The sequence below is a fragment of the Achromobacter animicus genome (assembly GCF_040775605.1).
Taxonomy (GTDB): domain Bacteria; phylum Pseudomonadota; class Gammaproteobacteria; order Burkholderiales; family Burkholderiaceae_B; genus Achromobacter; species Achromobacter animicus.
In genome coordinates this window covers 2,633,206-2,652,886 of sequence record NZ_JAYGJK010000001.1, presented here as the reverse complement: position 1 = coordinate 2,652,886, position 19,681 = coordinate 2,633,206, and the positions used below count along the sequence as shown (strand labels likewise).

Genomic DNA, 19,681 nt, shown 5'->3' with positions numbered 1-19,681 from the left:
GGCTTCCCACCCCCGGGCGTTCCATTTTCTGCAGTTTCTGTGCGAGGATGGGCAGCCGATCGCTGAAATCTCAATTATTGAAAGATGAAAGACGAATCCTCCGCCGCCCTGCGCGCGCTGACCTTGCTGGAACAGGTGGCGCGCTCGGCCCAGCCCGTGTCGCTGGCCGAACTGACCGAGGCCACCGGCCTGCCCAAACCCTCCGTGCTCCGGATCCTGTCGCGTCTGGTCGATGCCGGCATGCTGCTGCGCGAGCCCGCCGGTAAAAGCTATGTCAGCGGCCCGCGCCTGGGTGCGCTGGCCCGCGACACGCTGCTCAATTCGCCTTTGCGCGGCGAGCGCCATCGGATCCTGGACAGCCTGGTCGACGAAATCGGCGAGACCTGCAACTGCACCATGCTCGACGGCGACGAGGTCATCTACCTGGACCGCGTGGAAACCGCCTGGCCGCTGCGCGTCAACCTGCAATCCGGATCGCGCGTGCCGCTGCACTGTTCGGCCAGCGGCAAGCTGTTCCTGGCCTACATGCGCCGTGAAACCCGCCAGCGCATGCTGGCCGCCGCGCAACTGCCGCGCTACACGCCGAACACGCTATGCGATGTGGCATCGCTGGAAGAAGAGCTGCGGGTCATCAAGAAGGAAGGCGCCAGCTTCGACCGGGAGGAATTCCTGCTGGGCATCGTCTGCATGGCGGTGCCGATTCTGCACGGGTCGCGGGCGATTGCGGCCGTGGCGCTGCATGCGCCTGTGGCCAGGTTGTCGATCGATGGCGCCCGGGCGTGGCTGCCGCGCATGCAAGAGGCGGCGCGGGCACTGGCGGGGACGTATGAGGCGTCCGCGTAACGCCGTAAATCAGCCGTCGCGGTCCTTGTTTGCGGCGCCCGATTGCGCGCGCTCCTGACGGCGGTTACGTGCCCCTTCAATCTTCGCAAGCAGCGGCTGCTTCTTCTGGATGACGATTTCCAGATAGCGTTCCCGGGGCAGGACCAGCCTGATGACGGTGGGCAGCGCCTCGTAAGCGCGTTCCAGCACGTCCTTGACCATCGCATCGTCCTTGAGCTTTTCGGCCGACACGCTGAGCAGGCCGTCGACTGTCACGCGCTCGATGGTCTGCCAGTGCTGTTCAACAAGCGCGCTGCCTTTTTCCGCCGTGGCGCCGGCCAGTTCCCGGCCCTTTTCCGCGGTGGCGCCTGCCAGTTCACGCCCCCTTTCCGCCGTGGCGCCCGCCAACTCAAGGCCCTTGGCCCGCGCACTCGCCGCGGCATCGCCCAACTGGGCTTTTGAACTTTCGAGCGCGCCTGCCGTGCGGCTGGTCAGCGCCTTTGCCTTGACGGCTGCGCCTTCCCGTAGCGCCTTCAATTTGTCGAACATGATCCACCCTGGCGTCGATTGCTTGTTGTGATCGGGTCAGGCCCGCCCCGCAGCCGGCCATGCCCGTCGGCAGATCATACCGACTCAGGCTTTACACTAGCGCGCAACTCAGCCTTTTTCCGATCCCTTGCGGGATCCGCCCCGCCGTGACCGACACCGCCTTTTCCTCCCTCCCCCTCCTGCCGCCCCTGCTTGAAAACCTGAAAACCCTGGGTTTCGAACAGATGACGCCGATCCAGGCGCAGGCCCTGCCGCTGATCCTTGAACGGCGCGACGTGATCGCGCAGGCCAAGACCGGCAGCGGCAAGACCGCCGCGTTCGGCCTGGGCGTGCTGCAGAACCTGGACGTGAACCGCCTGATCCCGCAAGGACTGGTGGTTTGCCCCACCCGCGAACTGGCCGACCAGGTCGCCCAAGAGCTGCGACGGCTGGCGCGCCTGATTCCCAACGTCAAGATCCTGACGCTGTGCGGCGGCGCTGCGGCCCGGCCGCAGGCCGAATCGCTGGCCCGCGGCACGCATCTGGTGGTGGGCACGCCCGGCCGCATCCAGGACCACCTGGAACGCGGCAGCCTGGACCTGTCGGGACTGAACACGCTGGTGCTGGACGAAGCCGACCGCATGGTGGACATGGGCTTTTACGACGACATCGTCGCCATCGCCTCGCACTGCCCCGCCAAGCGCCAGACGCTGCTGTTCTCGGCCACCTACCCCGACAACATCCGCAAGCTCAGCGCGCGGTTCCTGCGCAACCCGGCCGAAGTCAAGGTCGAGGCGCAGCACGACGCCAGCCGCATCGAGCAGATTTTCTACGAGATCAACGAAGGTGAACGCCTGGATGCGGTGGCAAAGCTGCTGGCGCATTTCCGGCCGGTGTCCACGCTGGCTTTCTGCAACACCAAGATCCGCAGCCACGATCTGGTGGAACGCCTGCAGGCCGAAGGCATCAGCGCCCAGGCGCTGAACGGCGACCTGGAACAGCGCGAACGCGACGAAATCCTGATTCAGTTCGCCAACCAGAGCTGCGCCGTGCTGGTCGCCACCGACGTGGCCGCGCGCGGGCTGGACATTCAGAACCTGGGCGCGGTCATCAACGTGGACGTGACCAAGGACACCGAGGTCCACGTGCACCGCATCGGCCGCAGCGGCCGTGGCGATCAAAAGGGACTGGCGCTCAGCCTGTGTTCGCCAGAGGAAATGCGCTGGGCCAACCTGATCGAGCAATACCAGGGCGCGCCGCTGAAATGGGGCGACCTCAAATCGCTTCGCCCCAAGGCCGACCGCCCGCTTCGCGCCCCCATGGTCACGCTAAGCATCCAGGGCGGCAAGAAGGACAAGCTGCGTCCCGGCGACCTGCTGGGCGCGCTGACCGGCGACGGCGGCCTGACGTTCGAGCAGGTCGGCAAGATCAACATCACCGAGTTCAACTCGTACGTGGCCCTGGACCGGCAGATCGCCAAGCAGGCGTTCTCGCGCATTTCCAACAGCAACATCAAGGGACGGCGCTTTCGCATGCGCTTTCTGGAAGAGTTCTGAGCGAATTGCTGCCGAAGCGGATTGAAGGCGGGTTTACACCTTGGCGTTCTTTCCGCCCGGCGGGCACTGACAGCGCTATGGCGTCTTCAGCGCCAATAGTGCCTTGGCAGCCTTGGCGGCGGCTGACGTGCCGGTAAAGCCCGCCAGCCAGCCGCGCAGGTCCGCATCCGCGACAGGATGCGCATGGCGCAGCGACTCATCCAGCAGCACCGTGAGCAACGATCCGATACCGCGTGCTTTGTGATCCAGGTGGGGCAACAGGCCGCCCAGCACAGCGATGACGGCAGCAGGCGCCAGCGTCGCCGCGTCGGTGAAGGACGCCGCCCAGCGCGTGAGTACGATCGCCGGCGCGCAGGCGGCGTAGGCTTGCGCCGCGACCGTTGCGTCCACGCGATGCGGGATCACGGCCGCAAAGACTTCCACCGCTTGCGCGCGCACCTCGGCCTGCTTGGCCGACATTCCCAGGGCCAGCAACTGGACCGTTTCCAGCTGCCAGACGCCCGGATGCACGGCCAGGACGCGTAAGACGGCAGGCGCCCGATGCTCGGCCTCATCGCCCGCCGCCGCGTTCATGATCTCCACGCTGGCCACGGCCAGCGGCAGGGTCGATGCCGGATTGGCCAGGCCGAGTTCGGCGCAGACCAGCGCGTGGGCGTCGACGCCTTCCTGGTGTTGCGGCGGGCCTGACGGAATCAGCGCCGGCTGCGTGGCCGTCGGCGCCTCGGCAGGCTCGGCATGGGCCACCGGACTCCACCACACCCACTGCGGCGAGCCATCGGCCTTCAAGGCGCTCGATCCGCGGCTGCGCCACTCGATCCGCACCGAATCGGAGATCTGCGGCCCTGCGCCGCCGGTCGCCTCGACCACCCTCGCGCGGTCCTCGGGATGTACGCGCAACAAGGCCTGCACGAGATCCACCGGGAGCGGCGCGCCGCTGTCCCTGCCTGCCGCGAATCGGGCCAGCAGGACATCGGCGTCGATCCAGCCCTGCGTGTCGGTGGGCGTGGCCAGCAGCGGCCGGCGCGGCGCCCTGCCTTGAACGATCCCGGCTACCTCGCGCAGGCGGGAAATGAAGCTGGGCAGGAGGGACGATTGCTCGGCGCTCGGCAGCGGCTGGGGTTCGCCCACGTTCTCATACACCCACTCGCCATTGACGACCTGGCTCGTGGTTTTCTGCCAATATTTTTGCGGCAGGAACGGGGCCTTGGGATCCTGCGCCGCCAGCAGCAGTGCCGCCGCGTAGTGCTGGGCGTCGCGCTCCGCCAGTTGGCGTGCGCGCTTGGCCAAGGGCGCGACGGTGGCAGCCACTTGTCCGGACGTTGCCAGCCACGCCAGCGCCAGCTCGAATTCCAGCACGTCGGCGGGCGCTTCCAGCAGCGCCGCATAGCGTTCAAGGGCGTCAGTGTCGGTCCACGGGCGCAGGGGCCCGGGCGAGGGCAAGCCGGTCGGCATGTTTGACGGGAGATGCGCATGGGCGCCTTCCGCGGCCCCATCCGGCAGCAGGACGGCCACCGCCGGCGCCAGCGCGTCGCGCTGCTGCTGCGCCAGGTCTGTCCGCCCCAGCTTCGCAAGGGCCTTCACCGCCGCCCGCTGGACGTCGGCATGCGGATGCGCGAGGCCCAGGGACAGCGCCTGCGCCACGGATTCGGGTTCGGCACGCGCCTGCGCGCCCAGCGCCTCCAGGATGCGCACCACAGACACCGCAGCGGCCTTCGAACCTGAGAAAGCGCCCCCGCAGGCGTCCACGAAGGGCGCGGCGTCGAGCAGACCCTGCTTGTGCAGCGCTTCGAACTGCTTCACGGCCAGCGCGACCGTGGCCGTGATCGGCGACTCCAGACTCTGGCGCAGCAGCGGCTGGTCCGCCGCTGCCTCGTCGGGCGCAGGGGCCAGCGCGACGTACAGACGCGAGAACCAGCCGGCGCGATAGGCGGAGAAATCCCGGTTGAGCGCCTCCAGGCAGCTGCGCAGCACGCGCCGACGATCCAGCGTGCCTTCGTTGGCCAGCAGCACGACCGTGTTGTGCCAGTTCAATTCCTCACGCGAGAACTTGTCGATGTTGGCCAGCGAGATCTCGCCGCCGCCCTCCACCTCGAAGATCCGCCAGAACGCCCCATCGCGCAGCGCATGATCGTGGCGCAGCATGAAGAGGCGCACTTCCTGTTCCTGCCGTCCGCCCAGCCCGCCGACCATCGCCAGCACGTAGTCATCCGTAGGGTCGACCTGCAGCCCGTTGAATAGCTCGTTCAGGCGGATCGGCAAAAAATTCGGGCGCTGTGACCAGCCCTGCGCCATCTCGCGCAAGCGCTTGGGCGAGGCCTGCACCGCGCGCATGTCTTCCGACTGCACGCCCAGCATGGCGTCGTACAGCGTGCGCAACGTTGCGCCCTCCTCGATCAGCCGCGCCGTATCGCGGTAGAAGTCCCAGAGGTTTTTGTAGGGGGTCATGCGAGGGGCTATCCTTCGAGAGATCGCTGCGCGGCGGCAGCGGCGGTTGTGGCCAACGACGTCACGCGCGGCGCGACGGCTTCCAGACTGCGCAGGGTTACCGCCAGCACGGACGCGCCCTTGCGCCGCGCCGCCAGCGTGGCGGGCAAGACGATCGGCATACCGTAGTCGTCGGACAGGCGCGCAGCCAGTTCGATGAGCTTGCCGGCCTGGGCCAGCGGCTTGCCTTCGGCATCGAGCAATTGCGGCAGCAGCGCCTCCAGCGTCTGGAGCGCGCGGCAGCCGGTGATCGCGCTGATGGATGCGGCGTCGGCCAACGTCTGCGCGAGCCGTCCGGCCAGGGCGAAGCCCTGCACCAGATGCGCCGCGATCTGCGCGGCGAACGGCTCGGGGTCCAGTAAACCGGCGTCGGCCAGCCGCGCGATTGCCTCAGCCGCCTGTGCGCGCTGTTCGGCCATCTTCGCCGATGCGGCCAGCGCCAAGGCCGAGTACACGGGCTCGCCGGGCGGCAACCGGGACGCGCCCAGCGCCGTCAGCAGCGGCCCCAGGCCGCGCACGTTGATGACCTGCACCGCCGCGCACAACATCGGATGGAAATGCGCGGCCAACGTGTCGGGGTTGGATTGCAGCAGCCAGGCCGTCCATTGCACGACCTGGTCGTAGCCATCCTGCTCGCGCGCCTCCTGGGCGCGGAAAGTGAATTCAGCGGGCACGTCCGCGACATCGAGGGCCGGCGACGCGGAGGCCGCGGCGTCTGTCGCCATCCAGAACGGCTTGGCGCCATCGCCCAGCACAGCCAGGTCTCGCGAAAACGTGCCATCACCCGGCTCGGCAAGCACGCGCTCCCACACGACGCGCTGCGCGGGGACGGCCACCGGCGGGCGGAACGGCGTTTCCTGCGCCCGGCTCGACCGCAGGTCGTGAAAGACGCCGGCCAGCAAGGCCAGCGGCGAATGCGTCGGCAGATATTGGTAGCCCCAGCGGGAAGTCCAGGTTTCATCGGCCTTCCAGTCGCCAGTCTCTGCGTCGTAGCGGCTGCTGGAGACCGTTTGTTCTTGCAAAGCCACGCCGACGGGATCCGGCTTACCCGCGATGGCCACGACGTACCGGGCATAGCCTCGAAAACTGACGTTTTCCCGGCCCAGCAGCGCGGCGGCCAGCAGGCGTCGCGGCGACGCGTCGCGTTCCTCCCACACCGACTCGATGATCTCGGCGGCGCGGTGTTGCAATGCTTCAGGCAACGATTGGTGCGGACGGACGGCCAGGTAATCGAAGATGCGCGGCAAGTCGGCGCCGTGCCCGGTGCCCTCGAACTGCGCCGCGATCAGCGCGTGCAATTCCTCGTCGCCGCAGATGCCGGGCGCTTGATTGGGGAGATCCGGCAGCGGCTTGCGGCGCGGCGCCGGCATCGTGATCGCCTGCGATGCACAGTCGCCGCCAACCTTGGCGCGCGCTTGAACATGCGCCTGACCGCTGGCCTCGGCCGGTTGCGTTTCGGGGGATGGCGTCACCAGCTTGCGCGCCAGCGACGCCAGGTCCAACGGCATGCCGTCCAGCGCGTCGCCCACGATCCGCGAGACGCGATCCTGCTGGCCGGCATCTGTCTTTAGCGCCGCAAACAGCCCGAGCTGGGCCTTGACGAGCTTCTTTTCCGAGCGGGTCAAAACGGCGGACCCGGCCTCGATCATCGCGTCCACATCCAACTGTCCGGTGGCGCGCTTGAGCATGTCCAGCGCCAGTCCGACCGCCGTGCTGGGCGCCGTGCCCAGCACGGCAAAGTATGTGTGCTGGCGGGCCGCGATCTCGTGCGCGGCCGGATCGGCCAGGCGATGCATGCGCAAATACCACGCAATGGTCTTCGCTGGAAAATCGCGCAGCAGCGCTTCCAACGATTCGGCGAGCAGGCGGTCGCGGAACGCGGGGTTGTCCTGGCAAAGCGTGAGGACGGCGGCGTCCCAGGCGGGACCGGTGCGCTCCATGAGCAGGTAATCGGCGCCCATGCCCTCAACCCGGAACAGGGCCCAGAACTCGCGCTCGATCTGATCGGGGTTGGCCTGCAGATAGGCGGCCATGCACTTGCCATGATCCACGTCCAGCTGTCCGTCCCCGCCGATGGCGCTGACCTGTTGCACGAAACAGCGCAGATACGGCATGGATAACGGCGCATCGCCGTCCAACCGGACCAGCGCGTGGCATACCGGCCAGGCCAGATCCTCGGCCCACCAGCGCTGCTCCGCCAGCAGCTCGACGAACGCGGCGCGCCACGGCGCGTCCCGTCCGGCCGCGGCGTCGGTGACAGCCGGCGCCATCTCGGCGTGTCGCCCGGCATATTCGCGCTTGCGCACCATGTCCGCGGGCGCCAGCGTGTCCGCCACGAGCTTGGGCTTGCCCAACGCCACCAACACAAAGCACGCCCGGGGCGTGGGACCTTCCGCGCTGAACAGGCGGGATGGCGGCAAGGTCTTGGCCAGCGCGGCGCGATCCTCTTCGTTCGCGCCATCCAGTGCGCGCGCAAAAGACGCAATATCCGCCGCGTCGCCGCCGGCGGCGGCCTCGCGCAGCGCCGCACGGCGTTCGGTCAGGCTCAGGGTCATGCGTCGGCTCCAGATGCATTAAGCGGGTCAAGAAACAGGCGTACCGCCAGCGTGTGCTTGCAGGGCCCGCGCGTGCCTTGATATTTGGCGTGCCAAGGACAGGTGCAGCGGTCCAGGACAGGCTCGGCGCCCAGCGCAACCCGGTAGCGCTGCTGCGCCGACTGCACGGAGTACTGCCCCTCGCCTTCCCGCTGGACGCCACCGCCGGCCACCAGCTTGCGTGCGTCGGCAAGCCGCGGATGCAGCGTATCGAGCAGCCCCGCCTGCACCGGCAGCGGCCGATGGAAATACGCGCCGGCCGCCAGATCGAAGCCCACCTGGCCGGAAGACGCCAGCACGCTCAGCGCGGACAGGATCTGCGATTCCGGCAGCAGAGCGCGCTCGGCCAGCCGCGCAATATCGATGCGCGGCTCGAAAGCCAGCAGCGTCGATACGAACGCCGCATCCTCATTCGCATCTGCGCCCGCGACCCGATGCAGCACCGCCCCCTCGCCCGAGAATCCGCGCGATTTCTCCGGGCTGAGGCCCAGCGTGACCCGCGCACCCGGCAGCTCCAGCACCCAGGCGCTGGCTAGCGGCAACGCCCCTGCCGCCACATCGGCGCCATACGCGCGCAGCGCCGTGGCATGTCGCAGCAAGGGTTCCAGGACGCGCAGCCGTTCCGGCCCCGCCACGCAGACCGCGCCGGGCGTGGCCTGCGTGGCCAGCCGTAGCGAACGGGCAGCCTGCGTCGCCCACATCACGGTCTTGGTCGCCGACGACCGCGGCAAGGCCTGCACGAACTGACGCAAGGCCGGCCCCGTCAGCGCGTGGCGGCACGCCATGTCCGCCGACAGCATCTGCGTCTCGGCAAAGCCTTTGAGCCAGCGCGCGGGCAGCGGCACTTTCTCTTCCACGACCTCACCCGCCTGCGTCGTCACCCGCAACGCATCGCTACCCACGTTCAGGTGCAGGGCCTCCGACGGGCGCAGCCCCGCCAGCGCTTGGCGCAGCGGCGGATTCACGTCCACGTTGGTGACGCCTGCCGCCAGGTGCGTGGCGTCCAGCGCCGCCGCGTCCACGTCCAGGCGCGCATACACGCCGCAGCACACGCTGAAGGACTCGAAGCGCAGGCCCTCGGGCGTGGACGTCACGACCGGATCCGCCGCCCGCAGCACCGCCGCCAGCGTGTTTGGCGGCACGTAGAAACGCGTGCGCGCCACCCGCGCCAGCATCAGCAGCGCTTGCGCCACCACGGCGGGCTGCGCGACAAATCCGGAGAAGAAGAAGGGATGCGCCACCGCGCCCGACGGCGCAAGACCGCCGCTGGTGGCCAGGTTCAGGTCGGCCTGGCCCTGCCGCTGGGCGATGTCGGAGGGGGCAAGATAGGCGTAGGCCAGCTCCGTCATGCTGTATGGCTCCCGGACTGCGGCGGGACGCGGCGCGGCTCCTTTGCCGTCAAAGGCAGGGACGAATACGGGCGATCTGGCTGGGGCGCACGCCTGCCGCAGGGGGCCAGCGCCAATGAGACTTTCAGCTGCTTGTTCATTGGGGACACATCTTAACTGGCCTGGGCAGGCGCCCGGCCACCGACTGCGCGCAAAGCTTGTGGGTTTTACACCGGCTTTGCCATAATGGCGCCGCCTGTACGCCCGTATGCTGGATTTTTCGAATGTGCGGCGGGCACGGAACCAAAGGCAAGCGGTGCGTTCCAACTCGGCGCACTGTCCCCCTTAACCATCAAAAGAGAAACTCACCATGATCAAGTCCGATGACACCGGCAAGCTGATCCTGCGCCTGACCCTCGGTATTCTGATTCTGCTCCATGGCCTGGCCAAACTGACCGGCGGCGGCGTCGGCGGCATCAGCGGCATGCTGTCCTCCCACGGCTTGCCCGGGTTCCTGGCCTACGGCGTCTACGTGGGCGAAATCATTGCCCCTGTCCTGCTGATCATCGGCGTCTACACGCGTCTGGGCGGTCTGATCATCGCCATCAACATGGTTGTCGCCATCCTGCTGGCGCACAGCGGCAGCATTGCCAGCATGACCAACAACGGCGGCTGGGCGCTTGAACTGCAGGGCATGTTCCTCTTTACCGGACTGGCCATTGCCTTCATGGGCGCCGGCCGTTTCAGCCTGGCCGGCAACGGCGGACGCTGGAACTGACCTTACGTCGCGCCCGCGCGCATTGCCGCGGGCGATCAAGGCGACAGGGGACCGCATCATGCGGTCCCTTTCTTTTTGCGACGTAAATCACGCGTGTCCGCAGACATTGATACGAACGACATCGACCGTCACGCAGGCGCAATCACTGGTCACGCGAAAGCTGTTTCGGAACGATTACAGTCCCGAACTCGACCCCGCGGCCGTGGCCTAATCCCTATGAGCGCAGGAAAGGCGTATCTCGCGCCTTGCGCCCGGCGGGAGCCGAAATATGAAGAAGCTTGTGTTGTTGTTGATAGCGATGGCCAGTGCCCTGAGCGGCTGCGTGGTTGTGCCGGCCCGGCCGGCCTACTACCGGCCCGCGCCGGTCTATTACACGCCGCATTATTACTACTACCCGGCGTATCCCGCCCCGCATTATTACTATCGCGGCTATTGACCCGCGGACCTGCTGCGCAAAGGACATTCTCATGAACCCATCCTTCCAGATCGCCCGCTTGCGCCCCCTGGCCACTGCTGCGCTCCTGGCGGCCAGCGCGGCCGCTGCCGCGCAGAACGTCTATTCCACGCAGCAGGTGCCGGCTCCATCCGGCGCGAACGTCTATTCCACGCAGCAGGCGCCGGCACCATCCACCTATCAGCCCGGGTACGACGACGGCGACCCCGCCAACGCAAACCTCGCATTGGTCGACCGCAGTCCCGAACCACCCCCGCCCCTGCCCGTCTATGTGCAGCCGCCCGCCCCGGCCGATGGCTATATGTGGGTACCCGGCTACTGGAGCCGCAACCGCTACGGCTTCTTCTGGGTCCCGGGCGCGTGGGTGCTGGCGCCGTATCAGGGTGCGCTCTGGACGCCCGGATACTGGGGCTTTTCCAACGGCGTGTACCTCTGGAATCCGGGCTACTGGGGGCCGCATGTGGGCTTTTATGGCGGCATCAACTATGGCTTCGGCTACACCGGCCTGGGGTATGTCGGCGGCTACTGGAAGCGCGACCGCTTCTACTACAACCGGTCCGTCACGAACGTGAACGTTACGCGCGTGACCAACGTCTACCACCGCGACATCATCGTCAACAATGTGGACAACCGCCGTGTCAGCTATCACGGCGGACCTCAAGGTGTGCGTCGCAACGCCGACCCGCGTGAACTGGCCGCGCGCCGCGACCGCCATTCCGGCCCCACGGACGTGCAACGCGGCTACATCCGCGATGCGGGCGGCAACCGTGCGCAGTTCTATGAACACAACAAGGGACGGCCGCCTCAGGCATACCTGGATCATGCTGACAACGGCAGACCAGGTCGGGATGGCAGGAATGCGCAAGGCCGTCCCGACAGCGGTCCCACCGCCGTCCAGCGGAGCTTGGGGCTGACGGATGATCGCGGCCGCGACGGTCGGCCGCAAGGGCCGTCGCCGCAGGACCGCCTGCCGCAGGACCGCCTGCCGCAGGACCGCCAGCAGCAAGCGCGTGACCAGCAGGCCCGTGACCAGCTCGTCCGCGATCAACTCAAGAACGACCAGCGGCGGCAGCAACAGGTCCGTGAGCAGGACAACCGCAACCGGCTGCAGAACGACGCCCAGGCCCAACAGCAGCTCAGGCAGCAGCAGATGCGGGACCACCAGGCGCGCCAGCAACTGCAGCGTGACCAACAGAACCAGCAGGATCTGCGCGATCGGCGGCAACAGGAACAGCAGGCGCGCCAGCAGCGCGATCGCGATGACCGGGCCAGGCAGATGGCGCGCGACCGTCAGGAGCACGAGCAACAGGCGCGGCAGGAGCGGCAGGAGCGGCAACGTGACCAGCAGCAGTTGCTCCAGCAATCCAGACAGCAACAGCAACGCGATCAGCAGTCTCAGCAAGCCCGCCAACAGCAGCAGCAACAGCTGATTCAGACCCGTCAGCAACAACAGCGTGATCAGCAGGCCCAGCAGGCTCGGCAACAACAGCAGCGCGATGCCCAGCAATCCCGCCCGCCCTCCGTGCGCGACCAGCTCAAGGGCAACGGGCGCGGACCGGATGGCGGCTGAACTGGACCCTCGTTCGCCTCGCCGCTACAGTAGGCAGCTTGCCGCGGCATTTCCGCGGTTCCGATAGGAGACACCCATGAAGCGCATTGCCCCCTGGATCCTGGTCTGCGGCCTGATGGCCGGGACGTCGGCGCACGCGGCACTTCCCGTGGGCGCAGCCGCGCCGGACTTCAGCGTGCCCGCCTCGCTGGGCGGCAACGAATACACGTTCAAGCTGAACGAAGCGCTCAAGCAGGGCCCTGTGGTGCTGTATTTCTTCCCGGCGGCATTCACGCAGGGCTGCACCATCGAAGCCCACAACTTTGCCGAAGCCACCGACGAATACAAGGCGCTGGGCGCCACCGTCGTCGGCGTCTCCACCGACAACATCGACACGCTCAAGAAGTTTTCCGTCAGCGAATGCCGCAACAAATTTGCCGTCGCGGCAGACAGCGACGGCAAGGTGATGAAGGCGTATGACGCTGTGCACGACAGGCGGCCCGAGTATGCGCAACGCGTGTCGTACGTGATCTCGCCCGAAGGCAAGATCCTGTATGAATTCACGGACATGAGTCCCGAATCGCACGTGGCGAACACGATGCGGGCGCTGCGGGACTGGAAGGCAAAGCAGTAGGACGGCAGCGCGCAAACAAGATACGCGCCGCCTGCAAGCCTTAATTGAACGGCCAGACCGTCGGGTGCGTGCCCGGGGGGCTGGACGGCCGGATCCAGCGCGCCGGCGTCTCCGAAAAGCGCGCCGCATGGCGCACGGCAACCAGTTCACCAAAGCCTGACGGCGACGTCTCCATCAGGCCGTCAAATCCAGGCATCGCACAGTCCAACCCGCCGTCCACCCGGCCCAGGCCGCGCAGCCAGTGCGCCGTCTGAGCAAGCGACACGCGCACGTGCCAGCTGCCGCCTTCGGTCGCCTGACGCGCCAGCGCCACCTGCGCGCCGAACGCCATCAGATAACCGGACGCATGATCCAGGATCTGCATGGGCAGCGCTTTGGGCGCGGCTTGGCCGGCCGCCAGCGCTTCCGCGTGGTTGAAGCCCGTGGCCGTCTGCACCAGGGAATCGAAGCCGCGGCGGTTCGCCCACGGGCCCGTCGTGCCATACGCACTAAGCGACACGTAGACAATGCCGGGCCGGATGCGCGCCGCATCCTGCGGACCGAAGCCCAGCGCGGACATCCCGCCCGGCCGGTATCCCTGCACAAAGATGTGCGCGCTGCGCAGCAGGTTGCCCAGCGCGATGCGCCCATCGGCCGTGTCCAGGTCCGCCAGCACAGACAGCTTGCCGCGGCTGGTGTCAATGATGTTGTCGATGTTGGGCAGTTGCGGACTGTTGACCAGCATGACGTCCGCGCCGTAAGCCGCCAGCGCCCGCCCGCAAACCGGACCGGCAATGATGCGCGTCAGGTCCAGCACACGGATGTCCTGCAACGGACGCGCGTTCTGTGCGTACTTGGGCAGCGGGCGCGGGTCGGCCTCGCCGATGCGTTCGATGGTCAGCAGCGGCTGCGCCGCGACGGCCTGCCCTTGCGGGTGGCGGTCCCATTCCTCGAAAGAGCGCATGGCTGACACGACCATGCCGGCATCGGCAGCAACCTGTTCAAAGTCCAGCGCCTTCCAGCGGCTCAGCGCGCGCTCCACGGCCTCGCGCGTCGCGCCGTCGCCGGTCGGGCAGCCCAGCAACGCCAGCGCCCCGTCACGGTGATGCGCGAAATTGGCGTGGATGCGCACCCAGCCGCCATCGCCGCAGCGATAGACACCCGTAATGGGATCCCAGATGTTGGGCGTGACCCCGTTGATCGTGAAGTGGCTGCGGCACTCCTGCGCCGCGTGCAGCATGTCGACGCTGACCTGCTGCCGCGCGCCGCCGCGCAAATGCCAGACCTCTGCAGCGGCCAGCGCCGCGGCCGCCATGCTGGCCTGCGCGGCGGTACCCACGGCGAACGAGGAGGGGACGACAGGGTCGGCGCCCGTCAGCACCACGTGCTCCAGCGACTCGCCCGGCAAATCGACCGATTGCCAGAGCTTCTGCAAGACATCCCGGGTCGTCTTGCCGGCGGGTGTGCGTCCCTTCAGAAAGGACGGGCGAAAGTCCATCAGATTTCCCATAGCGTTTGCCTGCTTTAGTCGTTTATTTGCATTACATGGCGCGCCCCACCCTGCGTCAATACGCCCCGCGCGCCAGCGTGTTTCGGGGTTTGACGGCAAAATCCGGCCCGCCGGCCTCCCGCAGGCCTGCCCGCCGCTACCCCTCGCGCGGGTCCGGCGCAGCGGGTTGCACCGCAACACCCGTCACATCTCCTCGTAGTTTTTACATCGGCTTCCAAGCGCCGCCCGCCGGGGGCAGGGGCTGGCACAGGATAGAATCGCAGCCTCGCCGGCCCGCCCGCCCGGCCCGTCTCCTGGAGCCCTTCCGATGAATACGCTGCTCTGGCTGCGCACCGACCTGCGCATGCACGACAACGCCGCGCTGGCCGCGGCGGCCGAGGCCGGCACGGTCACCGCCCTATTCCTGGCCGCCCCGGGTCAATGGCGCCAGCATGGCGATTCCCCGGCCAAGGTGGATTTCTGGCTGCGCAACCTGCGTGAGCTGTCCCGCGACCTGGCGCAAGCCGGCATTCCCCTGAAGCTGGTGACCGTGGACGACTGGCGCCACGCGCCGCGCGCCTTGGCCGGGTTCTGCCAGGAGCACGCGATCGAACAGGTCCATGCCAACGCCGAATGGGGCGTCAACGAGCGGCGCCGCGACGACGCGGTCGCAAGCGCCCTGGCGGACATCGGCGTCGACTGGACCCTGCACCATGGCGCAACGCTGCTGCGTCCCGGCACCGTGCTCAACGGCAAGGGCGAGTGCTACCGCGTCTACACGCCCTACGCCCGCACCTGCCGCGAGCGCCTGCGCAGCGCGCCGCTGCGCCCCATCCCCGCGCCGCGCGCCCAGACGCCGCCGCGCTGGCAGGCCGATCCGCTGCCGGAATCGTTCAAGGGGTTCGACGCGCCCAATGACGCCGTGCGGGCGCTGTGGCCGGCGGGGGAAACCGCGGCCAGCGACCGTCTGGCCGCCTTTGCCGACGACGCCATCTTTGCGTACAAGGACGAGCGCGACTTCCCGTCGCTGCCCGCAACCAGTTGCCTGTCGCCCTACCTGGCCGCGGGCGTCCTGTCGCCGGGGCAGGCGCTACGCGCCGCGCTGGCGGCCAACCAGGGTGAGATCGACAGCGGCAAGGCCGGCGCCGCCACCTGGATCAACGAACTGCTATGGCGCGAGTTCTACCAGCACCTGCTGGCCGCCTTTCCCGCCCTGTCCATGCACCGGCCCATGAAGCCGGAAACCGCCGCCGTGCCGTGGCGCGACGCGCCCGACGACCTGGCGGCCTGGCAGCAGGGCAAGACCGGCATCCCGATCGTGGACGCCGCCATGCGCCAGATGCTGGCGCTGGGCTGGATGCACAACCGGCTGCGCATGGTGACGGCCATGTTCCTGTCCAAGAACCTGCTGATCGACTGGCGTCTGGGCGAAGCGTGGTTCATGAGCCAGCTCGTGGACGGCGACCTGGCCGCCAACAACGGCGGCTGGCAATGGAGCGCCTCGACGGGCGCCGACGCCGTGCCCTATTTCCGCGTCTTCAATCCGTTGTCGCAATCGCGCAGGTTCGATCCGCGCGGCGTGTTCCTGCGCGAATGGCTGCCCGAGCTGGCGCACCTGGACGACAAGGCGATCCACGATCCCAACCCGATGGAGCGCGCCGCCGCAGGCTATCCCGAGCCGATCGTCGACCTGGCGCAAAGCCGGTTGCGCGCGCTGGAAGCCTTCGGCAACCTGCCCGCCGCCTGAGGGGCGTTGAGCTATGAACAACGTTGAACCCTGAGCGGCGATGAACCTTTGGCGGCGTTGACGTACGTCATTGCCGCCGCCGCGGCCGTCCCCGATCATGCCCTCGCCCATCACAGGACGAGCGACGCATGCGCAACAATCAGCCGGCCAATGACCGGGAATATGTACTACGCGACGAGCAATACCTGATCTCCCGCACCGATTCCCGCGGCCGGATCATCTATGCGAATCCGGCCTTTGTCGAGGTCAGCGGCTTCTCGCGCGAGGAACTGGTCGGCGCGCCCCACAACATCGTCCGCCACCCGGACATGCCGCCCGCCGCCTTCGACGACCTGTGGCGCACCATCCAGCGCGGCGAACCGTGGACGGGCATGGTCAAGAATCGCCGCAAGGACGGCGGCTTTTATTGGGTGCTTGCCAATGTCACGCCCATCATCGAGCGCGGCGTGACGGTCTGCTACGCGTCGGTGCGCGTGAAGCCAACGCGCGCGCAGGTCGAGGCCGCGCAAGCGGCCTACGACAGGTTGCGGACCGTTGCTGCGCCTGGCATCCAATTGCACGGCGGCCAGGTCCGGCCCACCGGGCTGCGCGGCATCCTGGCACGGCTGACGCGCGGACGGCTGACCGGCGTGCGCGCCCGCATGCTGGCATGGGCGGTGCTGTCGTCATCCCTTTTCCTGACCGCGGCCGGCGCGGCGATCTACGGTCTGCACACGCGCCTGACCCCCGAGGCATTGGCCTTTGCCGCGGCGTTGACCGCGGTCGGCGTCGCCCTGATCTTTGCGGCGGGCTGGGCCTTTGCCCGGTCCATCGCCGGACTGCTCGCCGCGGCCTCCGACTTCACGCGCCAGATCGCGGCGGGCAACCTGAGCACGCCGCTTCCCGGCGCCCTGCCCCGGGACGAAATCGGCGAGCTGAAGTTCTCCCTGGAAGTCATGCGCAAGAGCCTCATCAGCATCACCCGCGACGTGCACGCCGGCATCGACGCCGTAAGCCGCACTATTGCCGAAACCGAAAGCGCCGCGCAGGACAACGCCACGCGTGTCGAGCTGGCCTCGCAGGCCGTGGAAAACCTGCGCACGGATGGCGCCCGGTTGCGTCATGCCATCGAAGTGTTCCGCGTGTCCGCCACCGGCGCGTTCAGGCGCTAGCGGCCGCTTCCTTATCCAGGCGCTTGATGAACACCTGCAACTCCTTGACGACCTGCTGGTCGCCCCGCGCCTGAGCCGCCTGCAATCCGGACTCCCAGGCGGCACGCGCGCCCGGCTTGTCGCCCAGCCCGAGGCAGGCCTTGCCCAGCCATTTCCAGGCGACGGAATACGTGGGATCAAACGCCAGCGCCGCGCGCAGATGCGTGGCGGCTTCGGCATAGCTTTCCTGCTCCGCATAAGCTTTGCCCAACGAATACCGCAGCAGCAGGTTGTCCGTGCCCTTGGCCAGCATCGCCTCAAGCCGCTCGATCATTCCTTCCATGCGGGGCTCCTCTCATCTCTGATCTTCAGCAACACCGCATCATAGAACCGGCATGGCCTCGCGGCGCCAAAGCCCCCACGCCCCTGTCCGGCGCTACACTCGCAGGTCTGCCCCGCGCCCGCGCCGCCGCGCACGGACGCCCGATTTCAGGAGCCCGCATGAGCACGATCCATGATTTCTCCCCCCGCGCCATCGACGGCACGGAACAGTCTCTAGAAACGTACCGCGGCCGCGTGCTGCTGGTGGTGAACGTCGCGTCCAAATGCGGATTCACACCGCAATATGCGGGCCTCGAGGATCTTTACCGGTCGTTCCACGACGACGGTCTGACCGTGCTGGGTTTTCCGTGCGACCAGTTCGGCCACCAAGAGCCCGGCGACGAGGCCGAAATCCAGAATTTCTGCAGCACCCAGTACGACATCACTTTCCCGCTGTTCGCCAAGATTGACGTCAACGGCGCAAACGCCCACCCGCTGTACCAGTGGCTCAAGGGCGAGAAGCCCGGCGTCTTCGGCACTGAAGGCATCAAGTGGAACTTCACCAAGTTCCTGGTCGGGCGCGACGGCCGCGTCATCAAGCGTTATGCGCCCACCGACACGCCGGCCAGCCTGCGCGAGGACATCGAGAAGGCCCTGTCCGCCCCCGTCTAACGCAGTGGCGGCAACCGCCTGCGCACCGTGTGCGCCTTGACGATGGCGGTGTTGGTCTCGGCAAATTCGGTCACGCGCTCCAGTATGCCGTCCAGATGCGTGATCGACCTGAGCACCATGCGGGCGATGAAGCAGTCATCGCCCGTCACCTTGTCGCACTCCACGAATTCCGGAATCTGCTGGATCAGACCTTCCACGTGGCGCAACTGCCCGGGCAACGGCCGGATGCGCACAATGGCCTCCAGCGTATAACCCAGCGCCACCGGATCCACATCCAGCGTGTACGCGCGAATCACCCCCGACTCTTCAAGCCGCCGCATGCGGTCCGCGACGCTAGGCGCGGACATGCCGACCTGCCGCGCCAGATCGGCCGTGGTGGTGCGCGCATTGGCCGACAGCATCTCCACCAGACGGCGGTCGATTCCATCCAGGACCGGACTTTCATTTTTTAGGTCGTTCTGCATAAATTCCACCCAAAGCAAGGTTGAATCGCGAAAGTGCCACCGCAAGATCATATAAGCAGATTGAACTGCCTGGGATAATTTCTCCATCAAATTCCTGGCCAGACGGCCCTTGGAGAACCATCATGATCCCCTCAACCGAACGCACCGGCCTCCTGCAGATGGCAGCCGCCATGACCCTGTCGGGCACCCTGGGCGTTTTCGTACTGGAGTCCGGGCAAAGCGCCTGGAACGTGGTCTTCTTTCGCTGTGTCTTCGGGGCGCTGTCGCTCTTTCTGTATTGCTGGGCGCGCGGTCTGCTCAAGCCCGGTCTTTTCACCGCGAAAACACTGGCCCTGGCGCTGATCGCAGGCGCGGCGCTGGTGCTGAACTGGGTGCTGCTGTTCTCGGCCTACCGCCTGGCGTCCATTTCGCTGGCCACTGCCGTCTACAACGTGCAGCCGTTTTTCCTGATCGGTCTGGGCGTGCTGTTCCTGGGTGAACGTCCTTCGCGCGGCAAGGTCGCCTGGTCGCTCGTGGCCTTTGCGGGCCTGCTGCTGGTGCTGCGTCTGGGCGACACCGGCGCCGCGGGCGGCGGCGCGTATCTCTCGGGGCTGATGCTGGGACTGGGCGCGGCCGCGCTCTATGGCATCACGGCCATCATCGTGAAGCGCCTGAAGGGCATCCCGCCGCAAGTGCTGGCGCTGGTGCAGGTGACGCTGGGCGCGGTCATGCTGCTGCCCATGGCGGACTTCAACGCGCTGCCCGCGCAGCCCGTGCAATGGGGCTATCTGGTGGCGCTGGGCCTCATCCATACCTGCCTGATGTACATCCTGATGTACTCGGCCATCCAGAAGCTGCCCACCACCTCCACCGCCGCGCTCAGCTTCATCTATCCCGCGGTCGCCATCCTGCTGGACTTCGTGGTCTATGGCCATCGCATGGATGCGACGCAGGTGGCGGGCGTGGCGCTGATCTTCCTGGCTGCCGCCGCCGTCAGCCTGAACTGGAACTGGCGCCTGCCGCGCAGCCCGCGGGCCGGTGCAGTCTGAACAGGCGGCATGACCGGGGTCTTGCCCGCAGGAACTGTTGAGGCAGCCTGCGGGCAAACCCGCACCCGGTCCCCGGTTATTCAGGCGTGCGTCCGGTTCGCGCCGCTATCATGGCCCTTCCCAT

General features: G+C 67.4%; 17 protein-coding genes. 10 read left to right on the top strand and 7 right to left on the bottom strand.

What is annotated here, in order from left to right; genetic code table 11:
- Positions 1 to 84 precede the first annotated feature (84 nt).
- The gene (locus AB3147_RS11965; RefSeq protein WP_175139204.1) at positions 85 to 843 is read left to right on the top strand and encodes an IclR family transcriptional regulator; all 759 of its coding nucleotides are present in this window, start codon (positions 85 to 87) and stop codon (positions 841 to 843) included.
- Positions 844 to 852: 9 nt separating this feature from the next.
- Here the strand turns inward: AB3147_RS11965 and AB3147_RS11960 are convergent, their stop codons facing one another.
- Positions 853 to 1,371, bottom strand: coding sequence for a hypothetical protein (locus AB3147_RS11960; RefSeq protein ID WP_175186142.1), 519 nt, complete (start codon positions 1,369 to 1,371; stop codon positions 853 to 855).
- A 146-nt stretch (positions 1,372 to 1,517) separates the two neighbouring features.
- Here AB3147_RS11960 and dbpA point away from each other — a divergent pair, with 146 nt between their 5' ends.
- Positions 1,518 to 2,906, top strand: a complete 1,389-nt coding sequence (dbpA, locus tag AB3147_RS11955; RefSeq protein WP_367352006.1) for an ATP-dependent RNA helicase DbpA — start codon at positions 1,518 to 1,520, stop codon at positions 2,904 to 2,906.
- Between the two features lie 75 nt (positions 2,907 to 2,981).
- Here the strand turns inward: dbpA and AB3147_RS11950 are convergent, their stop codons facing one another.
- From AB3147_RS11950 to AB3147_RS11940, 3 genes are read right to left on the bottom strand one after another with little or no spacing between them, the layout of a single operon-like run.
- Positions 2,982 to 5,351: a DUF6493 family protein gene (locus AB3147_RS11950; protein WP_367352005.1), complete on the bottom strand. Its 2,370-nt coding sequence runs from the start codon at positions 5,349 to 5,351 to the stop codon at positions 2,982 to 2,984.
- Between the two features lie 8 nt (positions 5,352 to 5,359).
- Positions 5,360 to 7,945, bottom strand: a complete 2,586-nt coding sequence (locus AB3147_RS11945) for a DUF6493 family protein (RefSeq protein WP_367352004.1) — start codon at positions 7,943 to 7,945, stop codon at positions 5,360 to 5,362.
- The gene (locus tag AB3147_RS11940; protein WP_367352003.1) at positions 7,942 to 9,333 is read right to left on the bottom strand and encodes an SWIM zinc finger family protein; all 1,392 of its coding nucleotides are present in this window, start codon (positions 9,331 to 9,333) and stop codon (positions 7,942 to 7,944) included. Before AB3147_RS11940 ends, AB3147_RS11945 begins: the two co-directional genes overlap by 4 nt.
- Positions 9,334 to 9,682: 349 nt before the next feature.
- Here AB3147_RS11940 and AB3147_RS11935 point away from each other — a divergent pair, with 349 nt between their 5' ends.
- The 4 genes from AB3147_RS11935 to AB3147_RS11920 all read left to right on the top strand — a co-directional run bounded on the left by AB3147_RS11935 (position 9,683) and on the right by AB3147_RS11920 (position 12,727).
- Positions 9,683 to 10,090, top strand: coding sequence for a DoxX family protein (locus AB3147_RS11935; protein WP_175121881.1), 408 nt, complete (start codon positions 9,683 to 9,685; stop codon positions 10,088 to 10,090).
- Positions 10,091 to 10,358: 268 nt separating this feature from the next.
- Positions 10,359 to 10,526, top strand: coding sequence for a hypothetical protein (locus tag AB3147_RS11930; protein WP_175139197.1), 168 nt, complete (start codon positions 10,359 to 10,361; stop codon positions 10,524 to 10,526).
- Between the two features lie 31 nt (positions 10,527 to 10,557).
- Positions 10,558 to 12,114 carry an adenylate cyclase gene (locus tag AB3147_RS11925; protein ID WP_367352002.1) on the top strand — a complete coding sequence of 519 codons (1,557 nt, stop codon included), beginning with the start codon at positions 10,558 to 10,560 and terminating at the stop codon, positions 12,112 to 12,114.
- A 76-nt stretch (positions 12,115 to 12,190) separates the two neighbouring features.
- Positions 12,191 to 12,727 (top strand): peroxiredoxin, encoded by a 537-nt coding sequence (locus tag AB3147_RS11920; protein WP_175121884.1) that lies wholly within the window; start codon positions 12,191 to 12,193, stop codon positions 12,725 to 12,727.
- Between the two features lie 40 nt (positions 12,728 to 12,767).
- Here the strand turns inward: AB3147_RS11920 and AB3147_RS11915 are convergent, their stop codons facing one another.
- On the bottom strand, positions 12,768 to 14,216 hold the full coding sequence (locus tag AB3147_RS11915; protein WP_343738181.1) for a CoA transferase: 1,449 nt from the start codon (positions 14,214 to 14,216) through the stop codon (positions 12,768 to 12,770).
- Positions 14,217 to 14,523: 307 nt separating this feature from the next.
- Here AB3147_RS11915 and phrB point away from each other — a divergent pair, with 307 nt between their 5' ends.
- Both phrB and AB3147_RS11905 read left to right on the top strand, forming a co-directional pair.
- Complete coding sequence (gene phrB / locus AB3147_RS11910; RefSeq protein WP_239213611.1) at positions 14,524 to 15,942, top strand: deoxyribodipyrimidine photo-lyase; 1,419 nt, start codon at positions 14,524 to 14,526, stop codon at positions 15,940 to 15,942.
- 128 nt (positions 15,943 to 16,070) lie between these two features.
- Positions 16,071 to 17,093, top strand: coding sequence for a methyl-accepting chemotaxis protein (locus tag AB3147_RS11905; protein ID WP_367352001.1), 1,023 nt, complete (start codon positions 16,071 to 16,073; stop codon positions 17,091 to 17,093).
- Here the strand turns inward: AB3147_RS11905 and AB3147_RS11900 are convergent.
- Entirely contained in the window at positions 17,083 to 17,415 is a 333-nt protein-coding gene (locus AB3147_RS11900; RefSeq protein WP_367352000.1) for a tetratricopeptide repeat protein, read from the bottom strand. The two genes, AB3147_RS11905 and AB3147_RS11900, sit on opposite strands and share 11 nt — an antisense overlap.
- Before the next feature lie 158 nt (positions 17,416 to 17,573).
- On the opposite strand from AB3147_RS11900, the gene AB3147_RS11895 reads away from it, so the two are divergent.
- Positions 17,574 to 18,065 (top strand): glutathione peroxidase, encoded by a 492-nt coding sequence (locus AB3147_RS11895; RefSeq protein WP_367351999.1) that lies wholly within the window; start codon positions 17,574 to 17,576, stop codon positions 18,063 to 18,065.
- Here the strand turns inward: AB3147_RS11895 and AB3147_RS11890 are convergent.
- Positions 18,062 to 18,529: an Lrp/AsnC family transcriptional regulator gene (locus AB3147_RS11890; RefSeq protein WP_105238577.1), complete on the bottom strand. Its 468-nt coding sequence runs from the start codon at positions 18,527 to 18,529 to the stop codon at positions 18,062 to 18,064. The genes AB3147_RS11895 and AB3147_RS11890 overlap by 4 nt on opposite strands.
- A gap of 122 nt (positions 18,530 to 18,651) precedes the next feature.
- Here AB3147_RS11890 and AB3147_RS11885 point away from each other — a divergent pair, with 122 nt between their 5' ends.
- A complete protein-coding gene (locus AB3147_RS11885) occupies positions 18,652 to 19,557 on the top strand; it encodes a DMT family transporter (protein ID WP_175186129.1) in 906 nt (301 codons plus the stop codon).
- Positions 19,558 to 19,681 lie beyond the last annotated feature (124 nt).